Annotated in this window: 20 protein-coding genes; 12 read left to right on the top strand and 8 right to left on the bottom strand. The window is 71.3% G+C overall.

Annotated features, from left to right (window positions below):
* Position 1 precedes the first annotated feature (1 nt).
* From JNL41_RS07815 to JNL41_RS07800, 4 genes are all read right to left on the bottom strand, one after another.
* On the bottom strand, positions 2-388 hold the full coding sequence (locus tag JNL41_RS07815) for a hypothetical protein (RefSeq protein WP_293473719.1): 387 nt from the start codon (positions 386-388) through the stop codon (positions 2-4).
* Positions 389-469: 81 nt separating this feature from the next.
* A complete protein-coding gene (locus JNL41_RS07810) occupies positions 470-865 on the bottom strand; it encodes a hypothetical protein (RefSeq protein ID WP_293473717.1) in 396 nt (131 codons plus the stop codon).
* A gap of 62 nt (positions 866-927) precedes the next feature.
* Positions 928-2,355 carry a M20/M25/M40 family metallo-hydrolase gene (locus tag JNL41_RS07805; protein WP_293473716.1) on the bottom strand — a complete coding sequence of 476 codons (1,428 nt, stop codon included), beginning with the start codon at positions 2,353-2,355 and terminating at the stop codon, positions 928-930.
* Positions 2,356-2,483: 128 nt separating this feature from the next.
* Positions 2,484-3,635: a serine hydrolase domain-containing protein gene (locus tag JNL41_RS07800; RefSeq protein ID WP_293473715.1), complete on the bottom strand. Its 1,152-nt coding sequence runs from the start codon at positions 3,633-3,635 to the stop codon at positions 2,484-2,486.
* A 72-nt stretch (positions 3,636-3,707) separates the two neighbouring features.
* On the opposite strand from JNL41_RS07800, the gene trxC reads away from it, so the two are divergent.
* From trxC to JNL41_RS07770, 6 genes are all read left to right on the top strand, one after another.
* The gene (trxC, locus tag JNL41_RS07795; RefSeq protein ID WP_293473714.1) at positions 3,708-4,145 is read left to right on the top strand and encodes a thioredoxin TrxC; all 438 of its coding nucleotides are present in this window, start codon (positions 3,708-3,710) and stop codon (positions 4,143-4,145) included.
* A 111-nt stretch (positions 4,146-4,256) separates the two neighbouring features.
* Positions 4,257-5,339 carry an MBL fold metallo-hydrolase gene (locus JNL41_RS07790; RefSeq protein WP_293473713.1) on the top strand — a complete coding sequence of 361 codons (1,083 nt, stop codon included), beginning with the start codon at positions 4,257-4,259 and terminating at the stop codon, positions 5,337-5,339.
* 46 nt (positions 5,340-5,385) lie between these two features.
* Positions 5,386-6,162, top strand: a complete 777-nt coding sequence (locus JNL41_RS07785) for an enoyl-CoA hydratase-related protein (RefSeq protein WP_293473712.1) — start codon at positions 5,386-5,388, stop codon at positions 6,160-6,162.
* A 1-nt stretch (position 6,163) separates the two neighbouring features.
* Positions 6,164-7,129, top strand: coding sequence for an oxidoreductase (locus tag JNL41_RS07780; protein WP_293473711.1), 966 nt, complete (start codon positions 6,164-6,166; stop codon positions 7,127-7,129).
* Positions 7,126-7,629 carry a GNAT family N-acetyltransferase gene (locus JNL41_RS07775; RefSeq protein WP_293473710.1) on the top strand — a complete coding sequence of 168 codons (504 nt, stop codon included), beginning with the start codon at positions 7,126-7,128 and terminating at the stop codon, positions 7,627-7,629. Before JNL41_RS07780 ends, JNL41_RS07775 begins: the two co-directional genes overlap by 4 nt.
* Positions 7,626-8,240, top strand: coding sequence for a GNAT family protein (locus tag JNL41_RS07770; RefSeq protein WP_293473709.1), 615 nt, complete (start codon positions 7,626-7,628; stop codon positions 8,238-8,240). Before JNL41_RS07775 ends, JNL41_RS07770 begins: the two co-directional genes overlap by 4 nt.
* A gap of 79 nt (positions 8,241-8,319) precedes the next feature.
* Here JNL41_RS07770 and JNL41_RS07765 read toward each other — a convergent pair whose 3' ends face one another.
* Positions 8,320-9,396: a hypothetical protein gene (locus tag JNL41_RS07765; protein ID WP_293473708.1), complete on the bottom strand. Its 1,077-nt coding sequence runs from the start codon at positions 9,394-9,396 to the stop codon at positions 8,320-8,322.
* An 85-nt stretch (positions 9,397-9,481) separates the two neighbouring features.
* Entirely contained in the window at positions 9,482-10,156 is a 675-nt protein-coding gene (locus JNL41_RS07760; protein WP_293473707.1) for a DnaJ domain-containing protein, read from the bottom strand.
* A gap of 113 nt (positions 10,157-10,269) precedes the next feature.
* Between JNL41_RS07760 and pdxH the strand changes: the two genes are divergently transcribed.
* The 5 genes from pdxH (at position 10,270) to JNL41_RS07735 (ending at position 15,139) form a co-directional block, all read left to right on the top strand.
* Entirely contained in the window at positions 10,270-10,935 is a 666-nt protein-coding gene (gene pdxH, locus JNL41_RS07755) for a pyridoxamine 5'-phosphate oxidase (RefSeq protein WP_293473706.1), read from the top strand.
* The gene (locus JNL41_RS07750) at positions 10,932-12,434 is read left to right on the top strand and encodes a bifunctional aminoglycoside phosphotransferase/ATP-binding protein (RefSeq protein ID WP_293473705.1); all 1,503 of its coding nucleotides are present in this window, start codon (positions 10,932-10,934) and stop codon (positions 12,432-12,434) included. Before pdxH ends, JNL41_RS07750 begins: the two co-directional genes overlap by 4 nt.
* A 122-nt stretch (positions 12,435-12,556) precedes the next feature.
* Complete coding sequence (locus JNL41_RS07745) at positions 12,557-14,203, top strand: long-chain-fatty-acid--CoA ligase (RefSeq protein WP_293473704.1); 1,647 nt, start codon at positions 12,557-12,559, stop codon at positions 14,201-14,203.
* Positions 14,204-14,219: 16 nt separating this feature from the next.
* Positions 14,220-14,735 carry a GNAT family N-acetyltransferase gene (locus tag JNL41_RS07740; protein WP_293473703.1) on the top strand — a complete coding sequence of 172 codons (516 nt, stop codon included), beginning with the start codon at positions 14,220-14,222 and terminating at the stop codon, positions 14,733-14,735.
* Entirely contained in the window at positions 14,732-15,139 is a 408-nt protein-coding gene (locus tag JNL41_RS07735) for a DOPA 4,5-dioxygenase family protein (RefSeq protein ID WP_293473702.1), read from the top strand. The genes JNL41_RS07740 and JNL41_RS07735 overlap by 4 nt, the downstream gene beginning before the upstream one ends.
* A gap of 13 nt (positions 15,140-15,152) precedes the next feature.
* Here JNL41_RS07735 and JNL41_RS07730 read toward each other — a convergent pair whose 3' ends face one another.
* Entirely contained in the window at positions 15,153-15,581 is a 429-nt protein-coding gene (locus tag JNL41_RS07730; protein ID WP_293473701.1) for a DUF983 domain-containing protein, read from the bottom strand.
* A gap of 77 nt (positions 15,582-15,658) precedes the next feature.
* Between JNL41_RS07730 and JNL41_RS07725 the strand changes: the two genes are divergently transcribed.
* Positions 15,659-17,041 carry a PLP-dependent aminotransferase family protein gene (locus JNL41_RS07725; protein WP_293473700.1) on the top strand — a complete coding sequence of 461 codons (1,383 nt, stop codon included), beginning with the start codon at positions 15,659-15,661 and terminating at the stop codon, positions 17,039-17,041.
* A gap of 14 nt (positions 17,042-17,055) precedes the next feature.
* Here the strand turns inward: JNL41_RS07725 and JNL41_RS07720 are convergent, their stop codons facing one another.
* Positions 17,056-19,353 (bottom strand): FdhF/YdeP family oxidoreductase, encoded by a 2,298-nt coding sequence (locus tag JNL41_RS07720; RefSeq protein WP_293473699.1) that lies wholly within the window; start codon positions 19,351-19,353, stop codon positions 17,056-17,058.
* Positions 19,354-19,374 lie beyond the last annotated feature (21 nt).

Raw genomic sequence — 19,374 nt, 5'->3', positions numbered from 1 at the left:
CCTATTCCACCGCCTCGTAGGTGATGTAGCCGCGCTCGACCATGCGGCGCAGGCCGTCGTAGGCGGCGGCGAGTTCGTCGTAGGTGGCGCGCAGGTGCGTCAGGCCGGCGATCTGTTCGCGCGACGGCGCGGCGCCCTCTTCGCTGATGGCCAGCGCCGCCACGACCCAGCGGGTGCGGGCGAGCGCCGCGGCGGACGCCAGCTTCTGGATCCGTTCGGCCTCAACGGCGCCCATGGCCCCGCTCAGCAGCTTCTTGTTGGCGGCGTAGGCCGCGTAGTCGATCTGCTCGAGGTGGCCACGCAGGTTCCGCTGGGCCTTGGGGTCGACGTCGTCGTCGGGCTCGAAGTGGTCGCTGGGCGCGCGGCGATTGCCGATCAGCTTGGCCATGGGCGCAAGCTCCTGTGGAACCGTGGTCGCCGTGAAGTTGCGCTCGAAAGCCTAACAATCCCTTCGGATCGCCCGGCTGGTCTACAGCCCCTTCGCCCTGGCGAGGTTCGCCTTCGGAATGGCCACGGCGAAGGCGCCTCCGCTCCGCGCCTTGGCGGCGGCGGTCTCGGCCCAGGCGGCGGTGAAGGCGGCGGGCGTGGGGCCGGCGGGATCGCCGATCGTCAGGGTCCAGGTGCGGCCGGCCAGCGCTGCGGCGAGCCCGGCGCGCAGGTCGAGATCGTCTTCTGGCGGATCGGTCGGCGGCTTCAGGAGCGTGTGCAGGACGAGCGCGTCCGCGCGCGGCGCGACGACGGCGAGCGGCGTGCCGGCGGGGACGTCCTTCACCGCCGCGGCGAAGCCGCTGAGCGCCATCCGCGCGCGGGTGGTGTGCCGCTCGCCCCCGGCCCAGCCGACGGGCCCGCCCGCGCCGGCGCGCACAAAAGCCCAGCCGCCGTGCTTCAGCCCGGCGTCGTGGTGGGCGGCGATCCAGACCTTCAGCGTCAGTCCTTCGCCTCGGCGTACATCTTGACCAGCCGGTAGCTGAATTCGCGGCCCTCCATCAGGGAGGTCACGCCGATGCGCTCGTTCAGGCCGTGCAGGCGGCCGAGGTCGGGATCGTAGAACAGACCCGAGACGCCGTAGACCGGGATGCCGACGGCGATGAAGGCCGGGGCGTCGGTGCCGCCCGCCTGCAGGATCGGCACCACCGGGACGCCGGGCCACATGGCCTGCGAGACCTTCTCGATGGGCCCCAGCACGTTCGGCGTGAGCGGCGGGGCGGGCTTGGCGTCGACGCGGTCGAGCGGGACGGTCGAGACGCTGACCTTGGCGTCGCCGACCACCTTGACCAGGGTGTCGCGCACCTGGCCCGCGGTCTCGCCGGGGAAGATGCGGCAGTTGATGGTGGCGGTGGCGCGCTGGGGCAGGGCGTTCTGGGCGTGGCCGCCCTGAATCTGCGTGGCGACACAGGTCGTGCGCAGGATGGCGTTGTCGTTGGCGTCCCTGCTGAGCAGCGCGTCGGCGGCCTTATCGCCGGGGTTGGCCACGATGGCCTTCATCGCCGCACCGCGCTCGCCGCCCACCACGCCCGCCATCCGCGTGAAGTAGGCGCGCGTGGTGTCGTTCATCTGCACCGGGAACCCGTAGGCCGCGATCCGGTCGACGGCCTTGGCGAGCTGGTAGATGGCGTTGTCGGGCACGGGGCGCGAGGAATGGCCGCCCGGATTGGTGGCCTCCAGGCGGTAGCTGAACGAGCTCTTCTCGCCGGCCTGGATGTTGTGGACCACGCGCTTGCCGCCGGGCGCGTCGAGGGCGCCGCCGGCCCCTTCGTTCAGTCCGAAGGCCGCGTCCACGAGGTCGCGCCGGTTCTCGGCCAGCCAGCGGGCGCCGTTGACGTGGCCGCCGCCTTCCTCACCGCAGGTCAACGCCACCTTCAGGGTGCGGCGCGGCTGGTAGCCCTCGCGCTTGAAGCGGACGAAGAGGTCGGTCCAGATCGAGGCCTGGGCTTTGTCGTCGCTGGCGCCGCGGGCGTAGAAGTAGCCGTTCTCCTCGACCAGCTTGAACGGGTCGCGCTCCCAGTCCTCGCGCTTGGCCTCCACCACGTCGATGTGGGCGAGCAGCAGGATGGCCTTGGCCTTGGGATCCTTGCCCGGGAAGACCGCGACGAGGCCGCCGTCCTTGGGTCTGCCGGGCGGGGTGAAGACGGTGAGCTGGCTGTCGGCGAAGCCGGCGGTCTTCAGCCGGTCGGCCATGCGCTGAGCCGCCAGCGTGCAGTCGCCGGCGGAGAAGGTCGTGTTGGTCTCGACCAGTTCCTTGTAGAGGCTGCGGAACTGGGCTTCGCCGGTGTCGGCCGGGGCCTTCGCGGGCGCGGCGTGGGCGACGCCGGCCAGGAGCGTGGATGCGACAAGCGCCGCGGCGAACCTGAACATTGATAACCCCTCCCGACGAACGGCCTAGTCCTACCCGCTCAACCACGTTTGTCATCCCGGTTTCGCGAAGCGAAGACCGGGAGCCCTGAGCGCGAGCGGTCCCGACGAGGCGGGACAGGTATCGGAGGCTACGCGGCCGCCGCCGCGACCATGGCCTGGGACAGGGGACCGCTCATGCCTTCGGTGGAGGTGTTGGTCATGAGGACGAAGGTCAGGTTGCGCGAGGGGTCGACGAACCAGGTGTGGCCGTAGACGCCACCCCACAGCCACGAGCCGTTGGGCAGCGGGGAGCCCGAGGCGGTGTTGTCGAGCACGACGGCGCCGCCGAAGCCGAAGCCCATCCCGGGTCCGCTGATGACGATGGCGTGGGAGCCGGTCTGGTTGGTCATCATGGCCCTGGCCGTGTCGCCCGAGACGATCGGGGCGCCGCCCTGGCGGACCGTCTCGAGGAACCCGATGAAGTCGGGCGCCGAGCAGGCCATGCCTGCGCCGCCCGACGGGAACGAGGCCTTGTCGAAGATGCGGTCAGGGGCGAAGCGGATGCCCGAGAGCTCGGCGAACGGGACGACGTGGGTCTCGCCCATGGGCTGGGGCGGCGGTCCGTCGGCGTAGGCCTTGGCGAGGCGGCGGCTGTCGGCGACGTGGAAGCCGGTGTCGGCCATGCCCAGGGGCCCCGTCACCTTGTCGGCGACGACCTCGCCCAGGGTCTTGCCGGCGGCTCGCTCCAGGGCGGCGCCGAGGACGTCCATGCCCACCGAGTAGAGCCACGCCGCGCCGGGCGGGAAGATCAGGCCCGCCTCGGTGATCCTCCTCAGATTCTCGGTGAAGCCCAGGCCCGGCTGGTCCATGCCGTCGGAGACCTGGAGCTGGAGGTAGGGCCCGTCGACCGGCTGCATGAAGCCGTAGGAGAGGCCGGCGGTATGGGTCAGGAGCTGAAAGATGGTGATGGGCGGCGCCTGGCCGTCCCACTGCGGTCTGAAGTCGGGCAGGAACCTGGTGACCGGATCGTCCAGCTTCAGCGTGCCGTCCTCGACAAGGGCCAGGGCCGCGGCGGTGACGATGGGCTTGGTCAGCGACGAGGCGCGGAAGATGGCGTTCCTCTCCATCGGCCGGCCGGTCTCGACGTCGGCGTGACCGGCGGCGCGCGCGTAGGCCAGCGCGCCGTCGCGGGCGACGAGGCAGACGCCGCCGGCCAGGCGGCCCTCTGCGATCGCGGCGTCGAGCAGCGGGTCCAGCCTGGCGGCGAGGGTGGCGTCGGGGCGTTCTGCGAGCTGGACCATGGGCGTTCCTCGATGTTGTCTGCGCCAAACCAAAGGGCCGCCCTGGCGTTAGTCAATCCGGAGGAACGAGCGATGTCCGACGCCCTGCACGTGGTCTGCCCCCATTGCGACGCCGCCAACCGCCTGCCGGCGGCGCGGCTCAGCGACGCGCCGAAGTGCGGCAAGTGCGGCAAGAGCCTGTTCGCCGGCGAGCCGGTGGCGTTGTCGGGCGCCCGTTTCGACAGGCACGTGGGCAAGAGCGACCTGCCGGTGATCGTGGACTTCTGGGCGGCGTGGTGCGGGCCGTGCCGCGCGGTGGCGCCGATCTTCGCGCGCGCCGCGGCCGAACTGGAGCCGCGGGCGCGGTTCGTGAAGGTGGACGTGGACGCCAATCAGGACCTGGCCGCACGCTATGGCGTGCAGGGCATCCCGGCGCTGTTCTGCTTCGTCGGCGGCAAGGTGGCGGCCCAGGAAGCCGGCCTCTCCGACCCCGGCCTCTTCCGACGCTGGGTGGACCAGTTCGCAGCCTGACCTGCCTCTCCCGCTTTGCGGGAAAGGCAGAGCGCTGCGCCGGGAAAGGAGCGTTGCCCTCCGTACGGGCGCCGGCCGATAATGACCACGAGACTATCCGGGAGTGGGCGCGTGCGGGACGGGATCGAACAGGGGGCGTGGGAGAGCCATCGCCCGAAGCTGACCTATCCGTTCGACCATGCGCCGAAGCTGGGCGAGGCGATCGATATCGCGCCGGGCGTGAAGTGGCTGCGCATGCCGCTGGGCGGGGCGCTGCAGTGGATCAACGTCTGGGCGCTCGCAGACGAAACTCCTGATGGGAAGGAGGGCTGGGCCATCGTCGACACCGGCATCAGCGGGCTGGAGACGCGCAACGCCTGGCGCGCGGCGCTGGCGGGACCGCTGGGCGGCAAGCCGGTGACGCGGGTGTTCGTCACCCACATGCACCCCGACCACATCGGCATGTCGGGCTACCTGACGCGCAAGTTCGACGCGCGGCTGTGGATCACGCGGATGGAGTATCTGATGTGCCGCTCGCTGGCGGCCGACACCGGGCGCGAGGCGCCGGAGGACGCCGTGCGCTTCTTCCGCGCCGCCGGATGGGACGACGAGGCGCTGGAGAACTACCGTGCGAAGTTCGGCGGCTTCGGGCGCGGGCTCTACGCGCTGCCCGACAGCTTCCACCGGCTGAACGACGGCGACGAAGTGAGGATCGGCGACCACACATGGCGCATCGTGGTGGGTTCGGGCCACAGCCCGGAGCACGCCTGCCTCCACTGCCCCGAGCTGAAGCTGATGATCTCGGGCGACCAGGTGCTGCCGAAGATCTCCTCGAACGTCTCGGTGTTCCCGACCGAGCCGGACGGCGACCCGCTGACCGACTGGCTGACGTCGCTGAAGCGGATCAAGGCCAAGATCCCCGACGACGTGCTGGTGCTCCCGGCGCACAACGACCCGTTCCGCGGGCTTCACGCGCGGATCGACCACCTGATCGGCGGGCACGAGCGGGGGCTCACGCGGCTGCACGCGCTGATCGCCGAGCCGAAGCGGGCGGTCGACGTCTTCCACGTGCTCTTCCGGCGCAAGATCGACGACTACCTGCTGGGGATGGCGACGGGCGAGGGCCTGGCGCACCTCAACTGCCTGCTGGCCCGCGGCCAGGCGGTGCGCGAGCGGGACGCCTCGGGCGTCGACTGGTATCGCGCGACGGCGTAAGGCTTCGCGCGCGGGCCGCAACGACACCTTCCGGGGAAGCGACTTCATGACCGAACACGTGCTCGTCGAGAAATCGGGGGGCGTCCTGACGCTCACCCTCAACCGGCCGGAGAAGAAGAACGCCCTGACCGGCGAGATGTACGCGAAGGTCGGCGACTCGATCACCGCGGCGAACGACGATCCCTCGATCCGCTGCGTGCTGATCCAGGCGAACGGCGACATGTTCACCTCGGGCAACGATCTGGCGAGCTTCGCGGCGGTGAACTCGGGCGAGACGCCCGCCGGCGACCGGCGCGGCGGCAGCGCGCTGATCCTGGCGCTGGCGGCGGCGAAAGTCCCGATCGTGGCGGCGGTGAACGGCCGCGCGGTGGGCGTGGGCACGACGATGCTGCTGCACTGCGACCAGGTGCTGGTGGACGAGAACGCGCTCCTGACGACACCGTTCGTGAACCTGGCGCTGGTGCCGGAGGCGGCGTCGTCGATCACGTTGCCCGCGCGGATCGGCCATGCGCGCGCGTTCTCGATGTTCGTGCTGGGCGAGGCGGTCGATGCGAAGAAGGCGGAGGCCTGGGGCATCGCGAACGCCGTCGTGCCCGCCGGCGAACTGCGGGCCAGGGCGCGGGCCGTGGCCGAGGCCATCGCGAGCAAGCCGCCGGCGGCCGTGGCGATCACCAAGGCGCTGATGCGCGAGTCGGCCCGCTACCTGGCGCGGATCGAGGAGGAGGGCGGCCACTTCGGGAACCAGCTCAAGAGCCCGGAGGCCAAGGAGGCCTTCGCCGCCTTCCGCGAAAAGCGCGCCCCCGACTTCTCGAAGGCGGGCTGAGATGGCGGATCGGATCACCTCGGCCTTCGGGGCCAGGAGCACGGCGCGCGAAGTCGTGGCGGACCACGACCTGACCGGCGCGGCCGCCATCGTCACCGGCGCGGCGAGCGGAATCGGCGTGGAGACGGCCCGCGCGCTGGCGGAAGCGGGCGCCGACGTCATGCTGGCGGTGCGCAACACGGACGCCGGCCAGGCGGTCGCCGACGAGATCAACGCCGCGGGCAAGGGCAGGGTGAGCGTCGGCCGTGTCGACCTCTCCGACCTCGCGTCGGTCGGCGCCTTCGCCACCGCATGGGGCGACAAGCCGCTCGACATCCTCGTCAACAACGCCGGCGTGATGGCGTGCCCGCTGACGTACACGCCGCAGGACCTGGAGATGCAGGTCGGCACGAACCACTTCGGCCACTTCCTGCTCTCGATGCTGCTGGCCCGGGGACTGATGAATGCGGCCGACGAAGGGCGCGGGAGCCGGCTGGTCTCGCTCTCGTCCATCGGCCACCGGCGCAGCGGCGTGGTGTTCGACGATATCCACTACCGCAGCCGGCCTTACGACAAGTGGGAGAGCTACGGACAGGCGAAGACCGCGAACGCGCTCTTCGCGGTGGGCTTCAATGAACGCTTTGCCGATCTGGGCGTGACGGCCAACGCGGTGATGCCGGGCGGGATCATGACGCCGCTGCAGCGCCACCTGAGCCGGGAGGAGATGATCGGCTTCGGCTGGATGGACGAGAACGGCAAGCTGAACGACCGCTTCAAGACCACGGAGCAGGGCGCGGCGACGTCCGTCTGGGCCGCCGTCGGCGACGAACTGGAGGGCGTGGGCGGGCTCTACCTGGAGAATTGCAGCCAGGCGGTCCCGTGGAGCCAGGAGGCCCCCTTCGAGGGGGTGGCGCCGCACGCGCTCGACGCGGAGGCGGCCGAGCGGCTGTGGGCGGTGTCGGAAGAGACCACCGGAGCGCGGCTGTGAGCGACGGGAGCGGCGTGAAGGCGAAGGTCACCGTGCGGGTGGCGACGGCCTTCGATACGCCGCTGATCCTGGAGTTCATCCGGGACCTCGCCGAGTACGAGCGACTACTGCACGAGGTGGAGGCCACCGAGGCCGACATCCGGCGCGACCTCTTCGGCGAGAACCCCCGCTGCTTCTGCGAGATCGCCGAGGCGAACGGGCAGGCGGTGGGCTTCGCCCTCTGGTTCTACAACTACTCGACGTTCCGGGGGCGGGCGGGGATCTATCTCGAAGACCTGTTCGTGCGCCCCGAGGCCCGTGGGCTGGGAGCGGGCAAGGCGCTGCTGCGGCGGCTGGCGCAGCGGTGCGTCGATGCCGACCTCGGACGGCTGGAGTGGTCGGTGCTGAACTGGAATGCGCCGTCGATCGCGTTCTACGACTCGCTCGGCGCCGGGGCGATGACCGACTGGACCGTGCGAAGGCTGGACGGAGAGGCGCTCGGGCGCCTCGCCGCGTCGTGAGCGCGCCGCCGAAGACCGTCATCCAGGCCTCGGACGAAGAAGCCGAGGCGATCCGCGAGGCCGTGCGCTCCGTCGACGTGAACGTCCTGGGCATGGGCCGGGCGCGGGCCGAACTGAAGCACGTGCCGGGATTGGTGGCGCTGCTCTCGGACGAGCGCGTGTCGGGCCCGATCTACGACCTGCCGCGGCCGATCACCACCGAGAGCGTCACCCGCTGGGTCGTGGAGAACCAGGCCCAGATGCTGGCGGGCGAGGCGCTCCTGCTGGTCACCCTGGACGAGGCGGGCGAGGTCGCCGGCTATTCGCGGATCACGGTTTGGCCCGAGCACGCGTCTGCTGAACTCGCGGGTGCGATCCGGGCCGACCTGCAGAACCGCGGCCAGGGCGGCGTCGGCATGGCGCGGACCTTCGGCTGGATCTTCGAGGCCCTGGGCGTGCGGCTGATGTGCCTGACCGCGGCGCTGGACAATGTGCGCTCGCAGAAGGGCATCGACGCGGCCGGCTTCGTGCGCATGGGCGAGCGCGACGCCGTGCGAGCCGACGGGTCGATCCGCCGCTCGGTCTACTGGGAGATGACCCGCGACCAGTGGCGCCAGCGCCACCGGCTGTAGGGGCTCTCATCCATTCCTGCTCGTCATCGCCCGGACAGCGGGTCCTGACGCAACGACATTCTCCGGTGGGCTGCCGGCGTCAAGGCGGCGGGCCGAAGGCGCGGCCGAAGAACATGAGCGCCTGTTCGATCGCCGCGCGATGCGTGCCGCTGCGGGGGACGCGGACCGGGCAGAGGTCCTTGACGATCTCGTCGCCGGCCGGCGTGCAGCGGGACAGGAAGTCGTAGTGGCCGACGCCGGGCAGCGCCTTCAGCCGGGCGCCCGGGATCTGCCGCGCGGCGTAGCTCCCGTTGGTGTTGGGCGGGGCCACCTCGTCGGCGTCGCCCAGCACGATGCCCACGGGGACCCGCAGGCCCTGCAGGCTCCGCGGATCCAGGGCCTGCACGATGGCGGGCGCTATGGCGAAGGCGGCGCGGACCTCGGGCAGGCTGAGGTCGCCGGCGGCGCGGTCGACGGCGGGCTTCGCCTCGGGACTCTCGAGGAAGGCCACGGCCTGGTCCATGGTGAGCGTCGGCAGTTCCTTCTGCGGCTTGCAGATGCCGTCGTCGGGACGGTCCTTGCAGAAGGCCTTGAAGCGCGCGACGTCGACCCGCGCCCCGGCCGCCACCAGGCTGGTGAAGCCGCCGGCGGAAAAGCCGGCCACGCCCACCCTGGCCATGTCGAGCCGGCGGCCCAGATCCGGGTCGGCGCGGACCCTCGCGAGGGCGGCGGCCAGGTCGCCCGGACGGTCCCAGAACAGCACCGCCCCGGCGATGGTCATCGGCTCCATGCCGTTGTTCCCAGGGTGGTCGACGGCGATGACGATATAGCCCTGCGCGGCCATCACCGTGCCGAACCAGCCCATCATCCGCGCCGTCCCGCCGAAGCCGTGCGAGAAGAGGATCACGGGCCGGCGGCGCTCGTCCGCGAAGCCGGCGTTCGGCGCGGCCTCGCCCACGTAGAACAGCGGATTGCCGGGCGGGCCGAGGACGATGTCCTCTTCCGGGGTAAGGTCGTCGGCGGGATACCAGACGGTGATGCGCAGGCCGTCCTTGTGCTGCGCGTCGCGCACAGCCGCGGTCGGGTTCGTCGTCTGGAGGTGGCGTTCGCCCACGGGGTAGGCGCACGCCGCGACCGCCCACAGCGAGGCCAGCAAGGCCAGCAGAATCGTCCTCATCGCGCCCTCCGAACGGCTCCTCAGTATCTCAGATCAGAGCCCACACCAGTCCCCGCATACGCGCGGATGAGCGGTGTCTCGGGGGTTACGCCGCCCAGGCGGCGGCGAAGCGGCGCAGGAGCGCCATGGCGGCGCTGTCGGCGACCCCGGGGGCTGCGGTGAGACGGACGAAGAGGTGACCCTGGGCGCGGCGGCCGCGGGCAGGCAGCCCCTCGCCTTCGACGCGGACGAGACCGCGCTCGGCGGCTCTGGCGTCGATCCAGACGCTGCGTCGGCCCAGCGGCGTGTCGAGGCTGACCCGACCCCCCTTCCTGAGCGTCGCGGCGGAGACCTTCGCGGTCATCCAGACGTCGTCGCCACGGACCAGGACGCCCTCGTCGGCGCGGATGTAGACGCAGAGTTCGGCCCCGCCGGCGGCGACCTTGTCGCCGGAGCGGAGGCCTGGGGGCAGGGTGATGCGGATGGCGTGGCCGTCCGGGAAGCGGTGATCGACGTCGCCCCCCTCGAGGGCGAGCCTCGGCGTGATCTCGAGATCGGCGTCGGGCGCTGCGCGCGGGCGGACCGGCGGAGCGACGTGGCGCTCGGGGTTCTGCAGGCGGTTGTAGGCGTCGACCACCTGACGGAAGGCGCCGGCGTCGCCGCCGGTGTCGGGGTGGGCCCGCCGGGCGGCTTCGCGGAAGGCGGCGCGGACTTCGGCCGGGGTCGCGGCCGAGGTCACGCCCAGCACCTCGCGGGCGTCCTTCATCGACATCTCGGGCATCGGCCGAGTCATGAGCCGGGAGGTTAGGGTGAACGGCGTCAACGGTCGGTTAAGGCCCTTTCGCCGCGCACGACCCCTCGCAACTTCGGGGGCGACCGCGGTATAGGGCGGGCGTGACCGACAAGACCTTCATCCCCGCGTCGCCCAGCGAGGACGACTACGTCCGCCAGGTGGCCGCCGCCGAGCCGCCGCCGCTGCTGAGCGAGGCCGACCCGATCGCCCTCTTCCGGGACTGGTTCGCGGAGGCCCTCGCCAGGGAGGCCAACGACGGCAACGCCATGGCGCTGGCCACCGTCGACGCCGACGGGATGCCCGACGTCCGGATGGTGCTTCTGAAGGACGTCGATGCCTCTGGGTTCGTCTTCTACACCAACCTGGAGAGCGCCAAGGGCCGTGAGCTGGCGGCCAACCCGAAGGCGGCGCTCCTGTTCCACTGGAAGTCGCTGCGGCGGCAGGTCCGGGTTCGCGGGGTCGTCACGCGGACGACCGACGAAGAGGCCGACGCCTATTTCGCGACGCGGGCGCGGCCGGCGCAGCTCGGCGCGTGGGCGAGCGAGCAGTCGCGGACGCTGCCGGATCGCCTCGCGCTGGAGAAGCGCATCGCCGAGGCGGGCCTGCGGTTCGGGCTGGGGAAGGTCCCGCGGCCGCCGCACTGGTCGGGCTTCCGCATCGCGCCGCAATCCATCGAGTTCTGGCGCGACCGGCCGTTCCGGCTGCACGAGCGGCTGGTGTTCGAGGCGGCGGCAGGCGGCTGGACCACGCGCAGGCTCTTTCCTTGAGCGGCTTCGAGGCGCCCAGCGGACTGGAAGCCGAGCTGATGGCCTGGTTTGGAGGCCGCACCGAACGCACCATCGACACGGCCTGCGCCCATGTCTTCCTGGGGCGGGAGAGCGCCTGGAAGATCAAGCGGCATGCCGACCTGGGCTATGCCGACTTCTCCACCGACGAGCGGCGCAAGTGGGCCCTGGACCGGGAGCTGGCGTTCAACCGGGCGACGGCGCCCGACATCTACCGCGCCGTGCGGGCCATCACGCGCGAACCGGACGGCGGCTTCGCCATCGACGGCGCCGGCCAGGTCGTGGAGCATGTGCTGGAGATGCGCCGCTTCGACGAGCGTGAGGTGCTGTCGGCCCGGCCCGAGGCGGTGGACGGCGATCTCGCGGAGGGCCTCGGCCGCACCATCGCCGGCTTCCATGCCGAGGCGCCCCTGCGGCCCGCGGGCGGGCTGACGGCGCTCAGCTTCACCGTGGGCTCCAATGCGCAGCTCCTGCGCGAGACCTGCGAGGGGCTGGACCAGGACCGTGTGGAGGCGATGATCGCGCTCACCGAGGCCGAGCTGGAGCGGCAGGCGCCGCTGCTGGCGCACCGGGCGGCCAGCGGATTCTCGCGCCGGTGCCACGGCGACCTGCACCTGGGCAACATCCTCATGGAGAACGGCAGGGCGGTCCTCTTCGACTGCATCGAGTTCAACGATCTGCTGTCGGACCTGGACGTCCAGTACGACCTTGCGTTCCTGCTGATGGACCTCGACTTCCGCGGGCGGCGCGACGCGGCGGTGCGGGCGCTGTCGAGCTATCTGGACGAGGCGGCGCGCCGGTTCCCGGCGGAGATCTGGGCCGGGCTGGCGTCGCTGCCCCTCATGCTGTCGGTGCGCGCGGGCGTGCGGGCCCACGTCCTGGCCCACTCGCGCGATCCCGAGACGGCGCGGGCCTATGTCGAGGCGGCGATCGCGCACCTGTCGCCGCAGCCGCCGGTGCTGGCGGCGGTGGGCGGGCTCTCTGGCTCGGGCAAGTCGCGGTTCTCCCGCGCGATCGCGCCGGCTCTGGGCGCCTCGCCCGGGGCCGTGATCCTGCGCACGGACGAGATCCGCAAGCGGCTGATGGACATCCCGCCGACGCGGACCCTGCCGCCCGAGGCGTACACGCCGGAACTCCACGCCAGGACCTACGACGCCATGATGGACAACGCGCGCGCGCTGCTGAAGGCGGGCCGGGCGGTGGTGCTCGACGCGACGTTCCTGGACGAAGGCCTGCGGGCCCGCGCCGAGGCGCTGGCGGCCGAATGCGGCGCGCCGTTCCGCCCCGCATGGCTGGACGCGCCGCTGGCGGTTCTGGAGGCGCGCGTGGCGAGCCGCGAGGGCGACGCCTCGGACGCCACCGTCGAGGTGCTGCGCCAGCAGGTCGCGGGCCTGAAGGCCCAGGCGCTCACCTGGCCGAAGGTTTCCACCGAGGGGCCCAGGGACGCGGCGGCGCGCGCGTGGCTCAGGTCCGCCCCTTGAACGTCATCCCGCGGACGGCCGCGGAACGGCGTCGCCATGTGGGGGCGGGCGTTGCGCAACCGGCATCCGCTCTCTAAGCGTAGTCAGTAACTTAAGAGCAATAAGCTTCGGGAGGCGGGCCCATGCTGGGGCTGATGCAGAACTGGCCGCTGACGGTCGACAAGATCCTCGATCACGCGAGGAACTGGCACGGCGAGCGCGAGATCGTGACCCGCTCGGTCGAGGGGCCGATCGTCCGCACGACCTGGGCCGGCGTGCATGGGCGGGCCAAGCAGCTCTCGAACGCGCTGAAGGGTCTCGGCGTGCGGCACGGCGACCGCGTCGCCACGCTCGCCTGGAACACCGGCCGCCACCTCGAGGCCTGGTACGCGATCATGGGCATGGGCGCGGTGTGCCACACGCTGAACCCGCGGCTCTTCGCCGAACAGCTCTGCTACATCGTCAACCACGCGGAAGACCGGATCATCTTCACCGACCTGACGTTCGTGCCGATGCTGGCCGAGAATCGGGCGCGGATGACGAGCGTCGAACACGTCGTGGTCATGACCGACCGGGCGGGCATGGAGGGCGTGAACCTCCCCGGCGCGCTCTGCTTCGAGGACCTGGTCGAGAGCGGCGGGCCCGATTTCGAGTGGGGCGGCTTCGACGAGAACACGGCGGCGGCGCTCTGCTACACCTCGGGCACGACCGGCAATCCGAAGGGCGTGCTCTACTCGCACCGCTCGAACTTCCTGCACACGCTGGTGACCCTGGGCGTCGATGTGATGGGGCTGTCGGCGGCCGACACGGTGCTGCCCGTGGTGCCGATGTTCCACGCCAACGCCTGGGGCCTGGCGTTCAGTTGCGCGGCGGCGGGCTGCAAGATGGTGATGCCGGGGCAGAAGCTGGACGGGCCGTCGGTGCATGAACTGCTGGAGACCGAGGGCGTCACCTTCTCGGCCGCGGTCCCGACGGTGTGGCTGGGGCTGCTGCAGCACCTGCGCGCGACGAACGGCAGGCTGACGACGCTGAAGCGGGTGGTGATCGGCGGCTCGGCCGTGCCGGAAGCCATCGTGCGCGGCTTCCGCGACGAGCACGGCGTCGACGTGACCCACGCCTGGGGCATGACCGAGATGTCGCCGATGGGCTCGCTGTCGGCGCCGACCGCGAAGGTGGCGGCGATGAGCGACGAGGAGCAACTCCGCTACAAGCTGAAGCAGGGCCGCCCGCCGCTGGGCGTGGAGATGAAGCTGGAGGACGACGCCGACAAGCGCCTGCCGCACGACGGGACGACCTTCGGCCGCCTGCTGGTGAAGGGTCCGGCCATCGCCGGCAGCTACTTCAAGGGCGACGGGGGTCAGATCCTGGACGCCGAGGGCTTCTTCGACACCGGCGACGTCGCGACCATCGACGCGCAGGGCTACATGCAGATCACCGACCGCGCGAAGGATGTGATCAAGTCGGGCGGAGAGTGGATCTCCACCATCGAGATCGAGAACATCGCGGTGGGCCACCCGACCGCCGCCAATGCCGCGGTCATCGGCGCCTATCACCCGAAGTGGGACGAGCGGCCCGTGCTGCTGGTGCAACTGAAGCCCGGCGAGACGGCGACGAAGGACGAGTACCTCGGCTTCCTTGAAGGCAAGATCGCCAAGTGGTGGACCCCCGACGACGTGGTCTTCGTCGACGACATCCCGCTGGGCGCCACCGGCAAGATCGACAAGAAGCTGATCCGCGAGCGGATGAAGGACTACCAACTCCCCACCGCGAAGGTGGCGGAGAAGGCGTAGCGCCTCCCGAGGAACGATGGTCGAACTCACCGAGGCCGCGCCGGCCGACCACCCGGCCGTGATCGCCATGACCAACCGGGCGTTCCGCGCGCCGGCCGGGCAGGCGGCGTGGAAGGTCGAGACGCTGGTCGGCGGGCAGCGGATCGACGCCTCGCTGCTGGCGGACGACCTGGCGCAGCCCGGCGCGCGGCTGCTGATCTGGCGCGAGGGCGGCCAGCATCTGGGCCATGTGCGGCTCGACGCGGGTGCGGATGGCGTCTGGCATCTGGCCATGCTGACCGTCGATCCCGAGCGCCAGGACGGCGGCCTCGGGCGGGCGCTGCTGTCGGCGGCCGAGGATTTCGCCCGCGCCCGCGGCGCTCGCCGCATGCACATGACCGTGGTCCACCAGCGGCCGGAACTGATCGCCTGGTACGCGCGCCGCGGCTACGCGGCCACCGGAGAGACCGTGCCGTTCCCCTACGGCGACGCCCGCTTCGGCGCCCCGACGCAGCCGGGACTCTACTTCGACGTGCTGGAGAAGACGCTGTGAGCGGCGACGAGGCGGACGCTGGGGACGCGCCCTACCACGCCCACATCTACCATGAGGCCGGCCAGCGGGCGGCGTCGGACGCGCTGCACGCGGAGCTGACGGTGCTGAAGGCGGCCCGGCCGGACCTGCGCATGGTCGGCAAGCTGCGCGAGGGGCCGGTCGGCCCGCATCCCCTGCCGCAGTTCGAAGTCCACTTCCTGAAGCGGGCGTTGCCCGAGATGACCGCGCTGATCGCGGCGTCGGGCCTGCGGGCGCTGATCCATCCGCTCACCGACGACGACCTCGCCGACCACACGGCGCTGGGGACCTGGCTCGGGGGCGGGCCGCTGGATCTCGACCTTTCGGTCATGGACCCGCCCGGCCGGAACCAGGGCGTCCCGCGTTTCGGCAAGGTCGACTTCTAGCGCGTCCGGGCGATCACCCGCCGCACGCCTTGCGGCGGTCGAAGGCGAAGCCGCCTTCGCCGTGGACGCCGGTGCTGGCCCAGCGGCCTTCCTCGGCCTTGTGGACGTACTGCTCGGCCACCAGCCAGGCCTTCATGGGCCGCAGCGTCGCGAGACATAGGCCGATCAGCGCCGGGAAGACGGTGGCGAACTGCGCCCAGAGCGGGGGCTGGAAGACCACCACGGCCCAGGCCCAGAGCGCGATCACCGCGATCCCGACGCCGCTCATCACGAAGAAGGCGGGCCCGTCGGCGGGGTCGGCGAAGGCGAAGCTGAGGCCGCAGCGCTCGCAGGACGGCGCGATTCTCAGGAAGCCGGAAAACAGCCGGCCCTCGCCACAGCGGGGGCAGCGGCAGCGCAGGCCTGCGCTGAGCGAGGTGGGTTGAACAAAGGTGGCGTCCACAGCGCGATCTCCATACAATGCAGATATTGAACGCATACAATCTATATGTAATGTATGCGTTCGAAGTGGAAACCGCAATGGACTCCGTGACTCATCCGTCCGCGCGCTGGCTGGCGCGGTTGCCGCAGGGCCGCGGGCCGCTGCACGCGCGGCTGGTCGAGGCGCTGGAGGCGGCGATCCGTGACGGCGAGTTGCAGGCCGGCGACCAGTTGCCGCCGCAGCGCGCGGTGGCCGGGCGACTGGGCGTCGACCTGACGACCGTGACCCGGGCCTATGCGGCGGCGCGGGCGCGTGGGCTGATCGAGGGGACGGTCGGGCGCGGCACGTTCGTCCGCGCCCGGGCGGCCGAGGACGACGCGGGGCTGATCGACCTTTCCATGAACCTGCCGCCGCCGCCGCAGGGGCTGTCGCTGGCGGGGCTGATCGGCGAGACCATGGCGGCGGTGCTGGACCGGGCCGATGCGGCGACGCTGATGTCGTACCACCCCGGCGGCGGCAGCCTGGGCCAGAGGACCTCGGCGGCGGCGTGGCTGGCGCCGGTGCTGGGCGAGGTGGCGCCCGAGCGGGTGCTGCTGACGCCGGGCGCCCAGACGGGTCTGGCGGCGGTGCTGGCGGCGATCGCCGGGACGGGCGTGCGCACGCTGGTGATGGAGCCGCTGGTCTATCCCGGCGTGCTGACGGCGGCGGCGCAGTTCGGACTGGAGGTCGCGGTCTGCCCGGCCGACCCGGGCGGGCCCGACCCCGAGGCGCTGGCGCGGCTCTGCGCCGGGCGCGGACCCGCCGCGCTCTATGTCACGCCGACGACGAACAACCCCACCGCGGTGACGATGGATCCGGCACGGCGCGGCGCCCTCGCCGAAGTGGCGCGCAGAGCCGATCTCTGGATCGTCGAGGACGACCCCTACGCGCGGCTGTTCGACCGCCCGCCGCCCGCCGTCGCAACGCTGGCGCCCGAGCGGACCTTCCACTTGGCGACGCTCTCGAAGTGCCTGTCCCCGGGCCTGCGCACGGCCTTCCTCGTCCCGCCGGAGCCGATGGCCGCGCGGACGGCCGAGGCGCTGCGGGCCCTTGCGCTGATGCCGTCGCCGCTGGTGTCGGCGGTGGTGTCCGCGTGGATCCGCGAGGGGACCGCCGAGCGCCTGCTGGCGGCGGTGCGCCGGGAAGCTCGCGCGCGCCGCGCGATCGCCGCCGAGGTCTTGCCCGAGGCGCGGGGCGCCGCCGAGGGCGTCCACGTCTGGCTGGACCTGCCCCCCGACTGGCGCGCCCACCGTGTCCACAGCCTGGCGCAGGAGAAGGGCCTGGCCCTCGTCACCGCCGACGCCTTCGCGGCCGGCCCGGACCACGGGAACGGCCTGCGCATCTCGCTGGGCGGCCCGGGCAAGCAGGCGGTGCTGCGCAGTGCGCTGGAGGGCGTCGCCGCCCTGGTCAGCGCTGCGCCATCGGTTCGCACGGTGGTCTGAGGAAGGCCGGCCGATCAGGCCGGCGTCTGGGCCGGCGCGGTCTCGGAACCGGCCACGATGCGCACGGGAATGGACTTTGCCGCGGGGGTTCCGCTGACCTTGTCGTGGTGTTCGAGCGGCAGCAGGGGATTGAGTTCGGGATAGTAGCCTGCAAGGGCGCCGCGGGGCATCGGATAGTCCACCAGCGTCAGCCCCTCGACACGCCGCACCACGCCATCCGTGGTGATCGTCTCGACCGTCACCCTGGCGCGCTCGGGCAACCCGCGCGCGACGCGATCGTCGGCGTTGACGAAGATCACCATGCGGTCGTTGTAAACGCCCCGGTAGCGGTCGTTGTAGCTGTAGATCGTGGTGTTGAACTGGTCGTGCGAGCGGATCGTGGCCAGGCGCAGCATCCCCGCGTCGTCGACCGGCGTGTTGACCTCGACCCCCGGCGCCACGAGGAAGTTCGCCTTGCCGTTCGGCGTGTCCCAGACCCGCCGCCGGGGCGGCACGTCGAGGTGGAAGCCCCTCGGCGACCTGATCCGCTCGGCGAAGCCTTCGTAGATATGCGGATACACCTCGGCGATCTTTTCGCGGATCAGCCCGTAGTCCCGCATGTAGCTGTCCCAGGGGACCTTGCTTTGCGGAAGCGTCGCCATGGCCATGCGGCAGACGATCTCGACCTCGCCCAGGAGATCGGGCGAGGCCGGCTCCAGGACGCCGCGCGACGCGGTCACGTTCGACATCGAGTCCTCGATGGTGACGAACTGCTCGCCCGCCGCCGTGCGCAGGACCTCCGAGCGCGCGATCACCGGAAGGATCAGGGCGTCCCGTCCGTGGATGAGGTGCCCCTTGTTCAACTTGGTGGCGATGCCGACCGTGAGGTCCAGGCGGCGCATGGCGGCGTAGGCCCTGTCCGTGTCCGGAACGGCGCGCGCGAAGTTGCCGCCCATGCCGACGAAGACCTTGGCCGTCCCCGCCTCCATGGCCGCGATGCACGCGATCGTGTGATGGCCGGGCTGACGCGGCGGCTCGAAGCCGAAGACGTCGCGCAGACGGTCGAGGTAGGCCTGCGAGGGCTTCTCGTCGATGCCTACCGTGCGGTCGCCCTGGACGTTCGAGTGGCCCCGGATGGGCGATATCCCGGCGCCGGGCTTTCCGAAGTTCCCGCGCAGAAGCAGCAGGTTGGCGACCTGCTGCAGCAACTGCGACCCGAGCTGGTGCTGGGTCAGCCCCATGCCGTAGCAGATGATCGTCGCGCGGGAGCGGATGTAGATCTCGGCGCAGCGGCGAATCTGCGCCTCCTCGACGCCCGACGCACGGACGATGTCGGTCCATTCCGTGCCGATCACGTCCTGGCGCAGGGCCTCGAGGCCGGCCGTGTGATCGCGGATGAACTCGTGGTCGAGCACTGCGTCGCCGGCGGCGTCCTGCTCGAACATCACCTTCATCATGCCCTTCAGCAGCGCCATGTCGCCGCCGATCCGGACGTGGACGAACTCGCTGGCGATCGGCGTCGAGCCGAAAGTCGCCATCTGGACGACATCCTGCGGGTCGGCGAAGCGGATCAGCGCTCGCTCGGGCATCGGATTGACGGCCACGATGGGAACGCCCCGCCGATGCGCCTCGACCAGGTTGGTCATCATGCGCGGGGAGTTGGTTCCCGGGTTCTGCCCGATCACGAAGATGGCCTCCGCGTGGTCGAAGTCCTCCAGGATCACGGTGCCCTTGCCGACGCCGATCGACGGCGGCAGTCCGCGGCTGGTCGGCTCGTGGCACATGTTCGAGCAGTCGGGGAAGTTGTTCGTGCCGAACTCGCGCGCGAAGACCGAGTAGAGGAACGCCGCCTCGTTGGGCGTGCGGCCCGAGGTGTAGAACTCGGCCTCGTCGGGGCTCGCCAGCGCGCGGAGATGGCGGCCGATGAGGTCGAAGGCCTCGTCCCAGGCGCACGGGACGAAGCGGTCCGTGGATGCATCGTAGCGCACGGGCTCGGTCAGGCGGCCCTGCATCTCCAGCCAGTAGTCGGACTGCTGCCTCAGTTGCGTGACGGTATGTTGTTCGAAGAACGCGCGCGTGACCCGGAACTTCGTCGCCTCGTGGGCCAGCGCCTTGGCCCCGTTCTCGCAGAACTCCAGCGTCTTGCGGCAGTCCGCGTCGGGGAAGGCGCAACTGGGGCACTTGAACCCGCCGGGCTGGTTCATCGCCAGGAGCGCCCGCGAGCCCTTGCCGAGGACGCTCTGTTGCATCAGCACCCTGGCCGTCGCCGCCGCGGCGCCCCACCCGCCGGCGGGGCTGCGGTAGGTTTCGTACCGGACCTTGTCGTCCGCCATGGGTGCTGTTCCTGGATGAGG

It is taken from the genome of Phenylobacterium sp., assembly GCF_016793285.1.
Taxonomy (GTDB): domain Bacteria; phylum Pseudomonadota; class Alphaproteobacteria; order Caulobacterales; family Caulobacteraceae; genus Phenylobacterium.
Note: the sequence above shows the minus strand (reverse complement) of the source record. Positions and strands in the feature narration are given on the sequence as shown.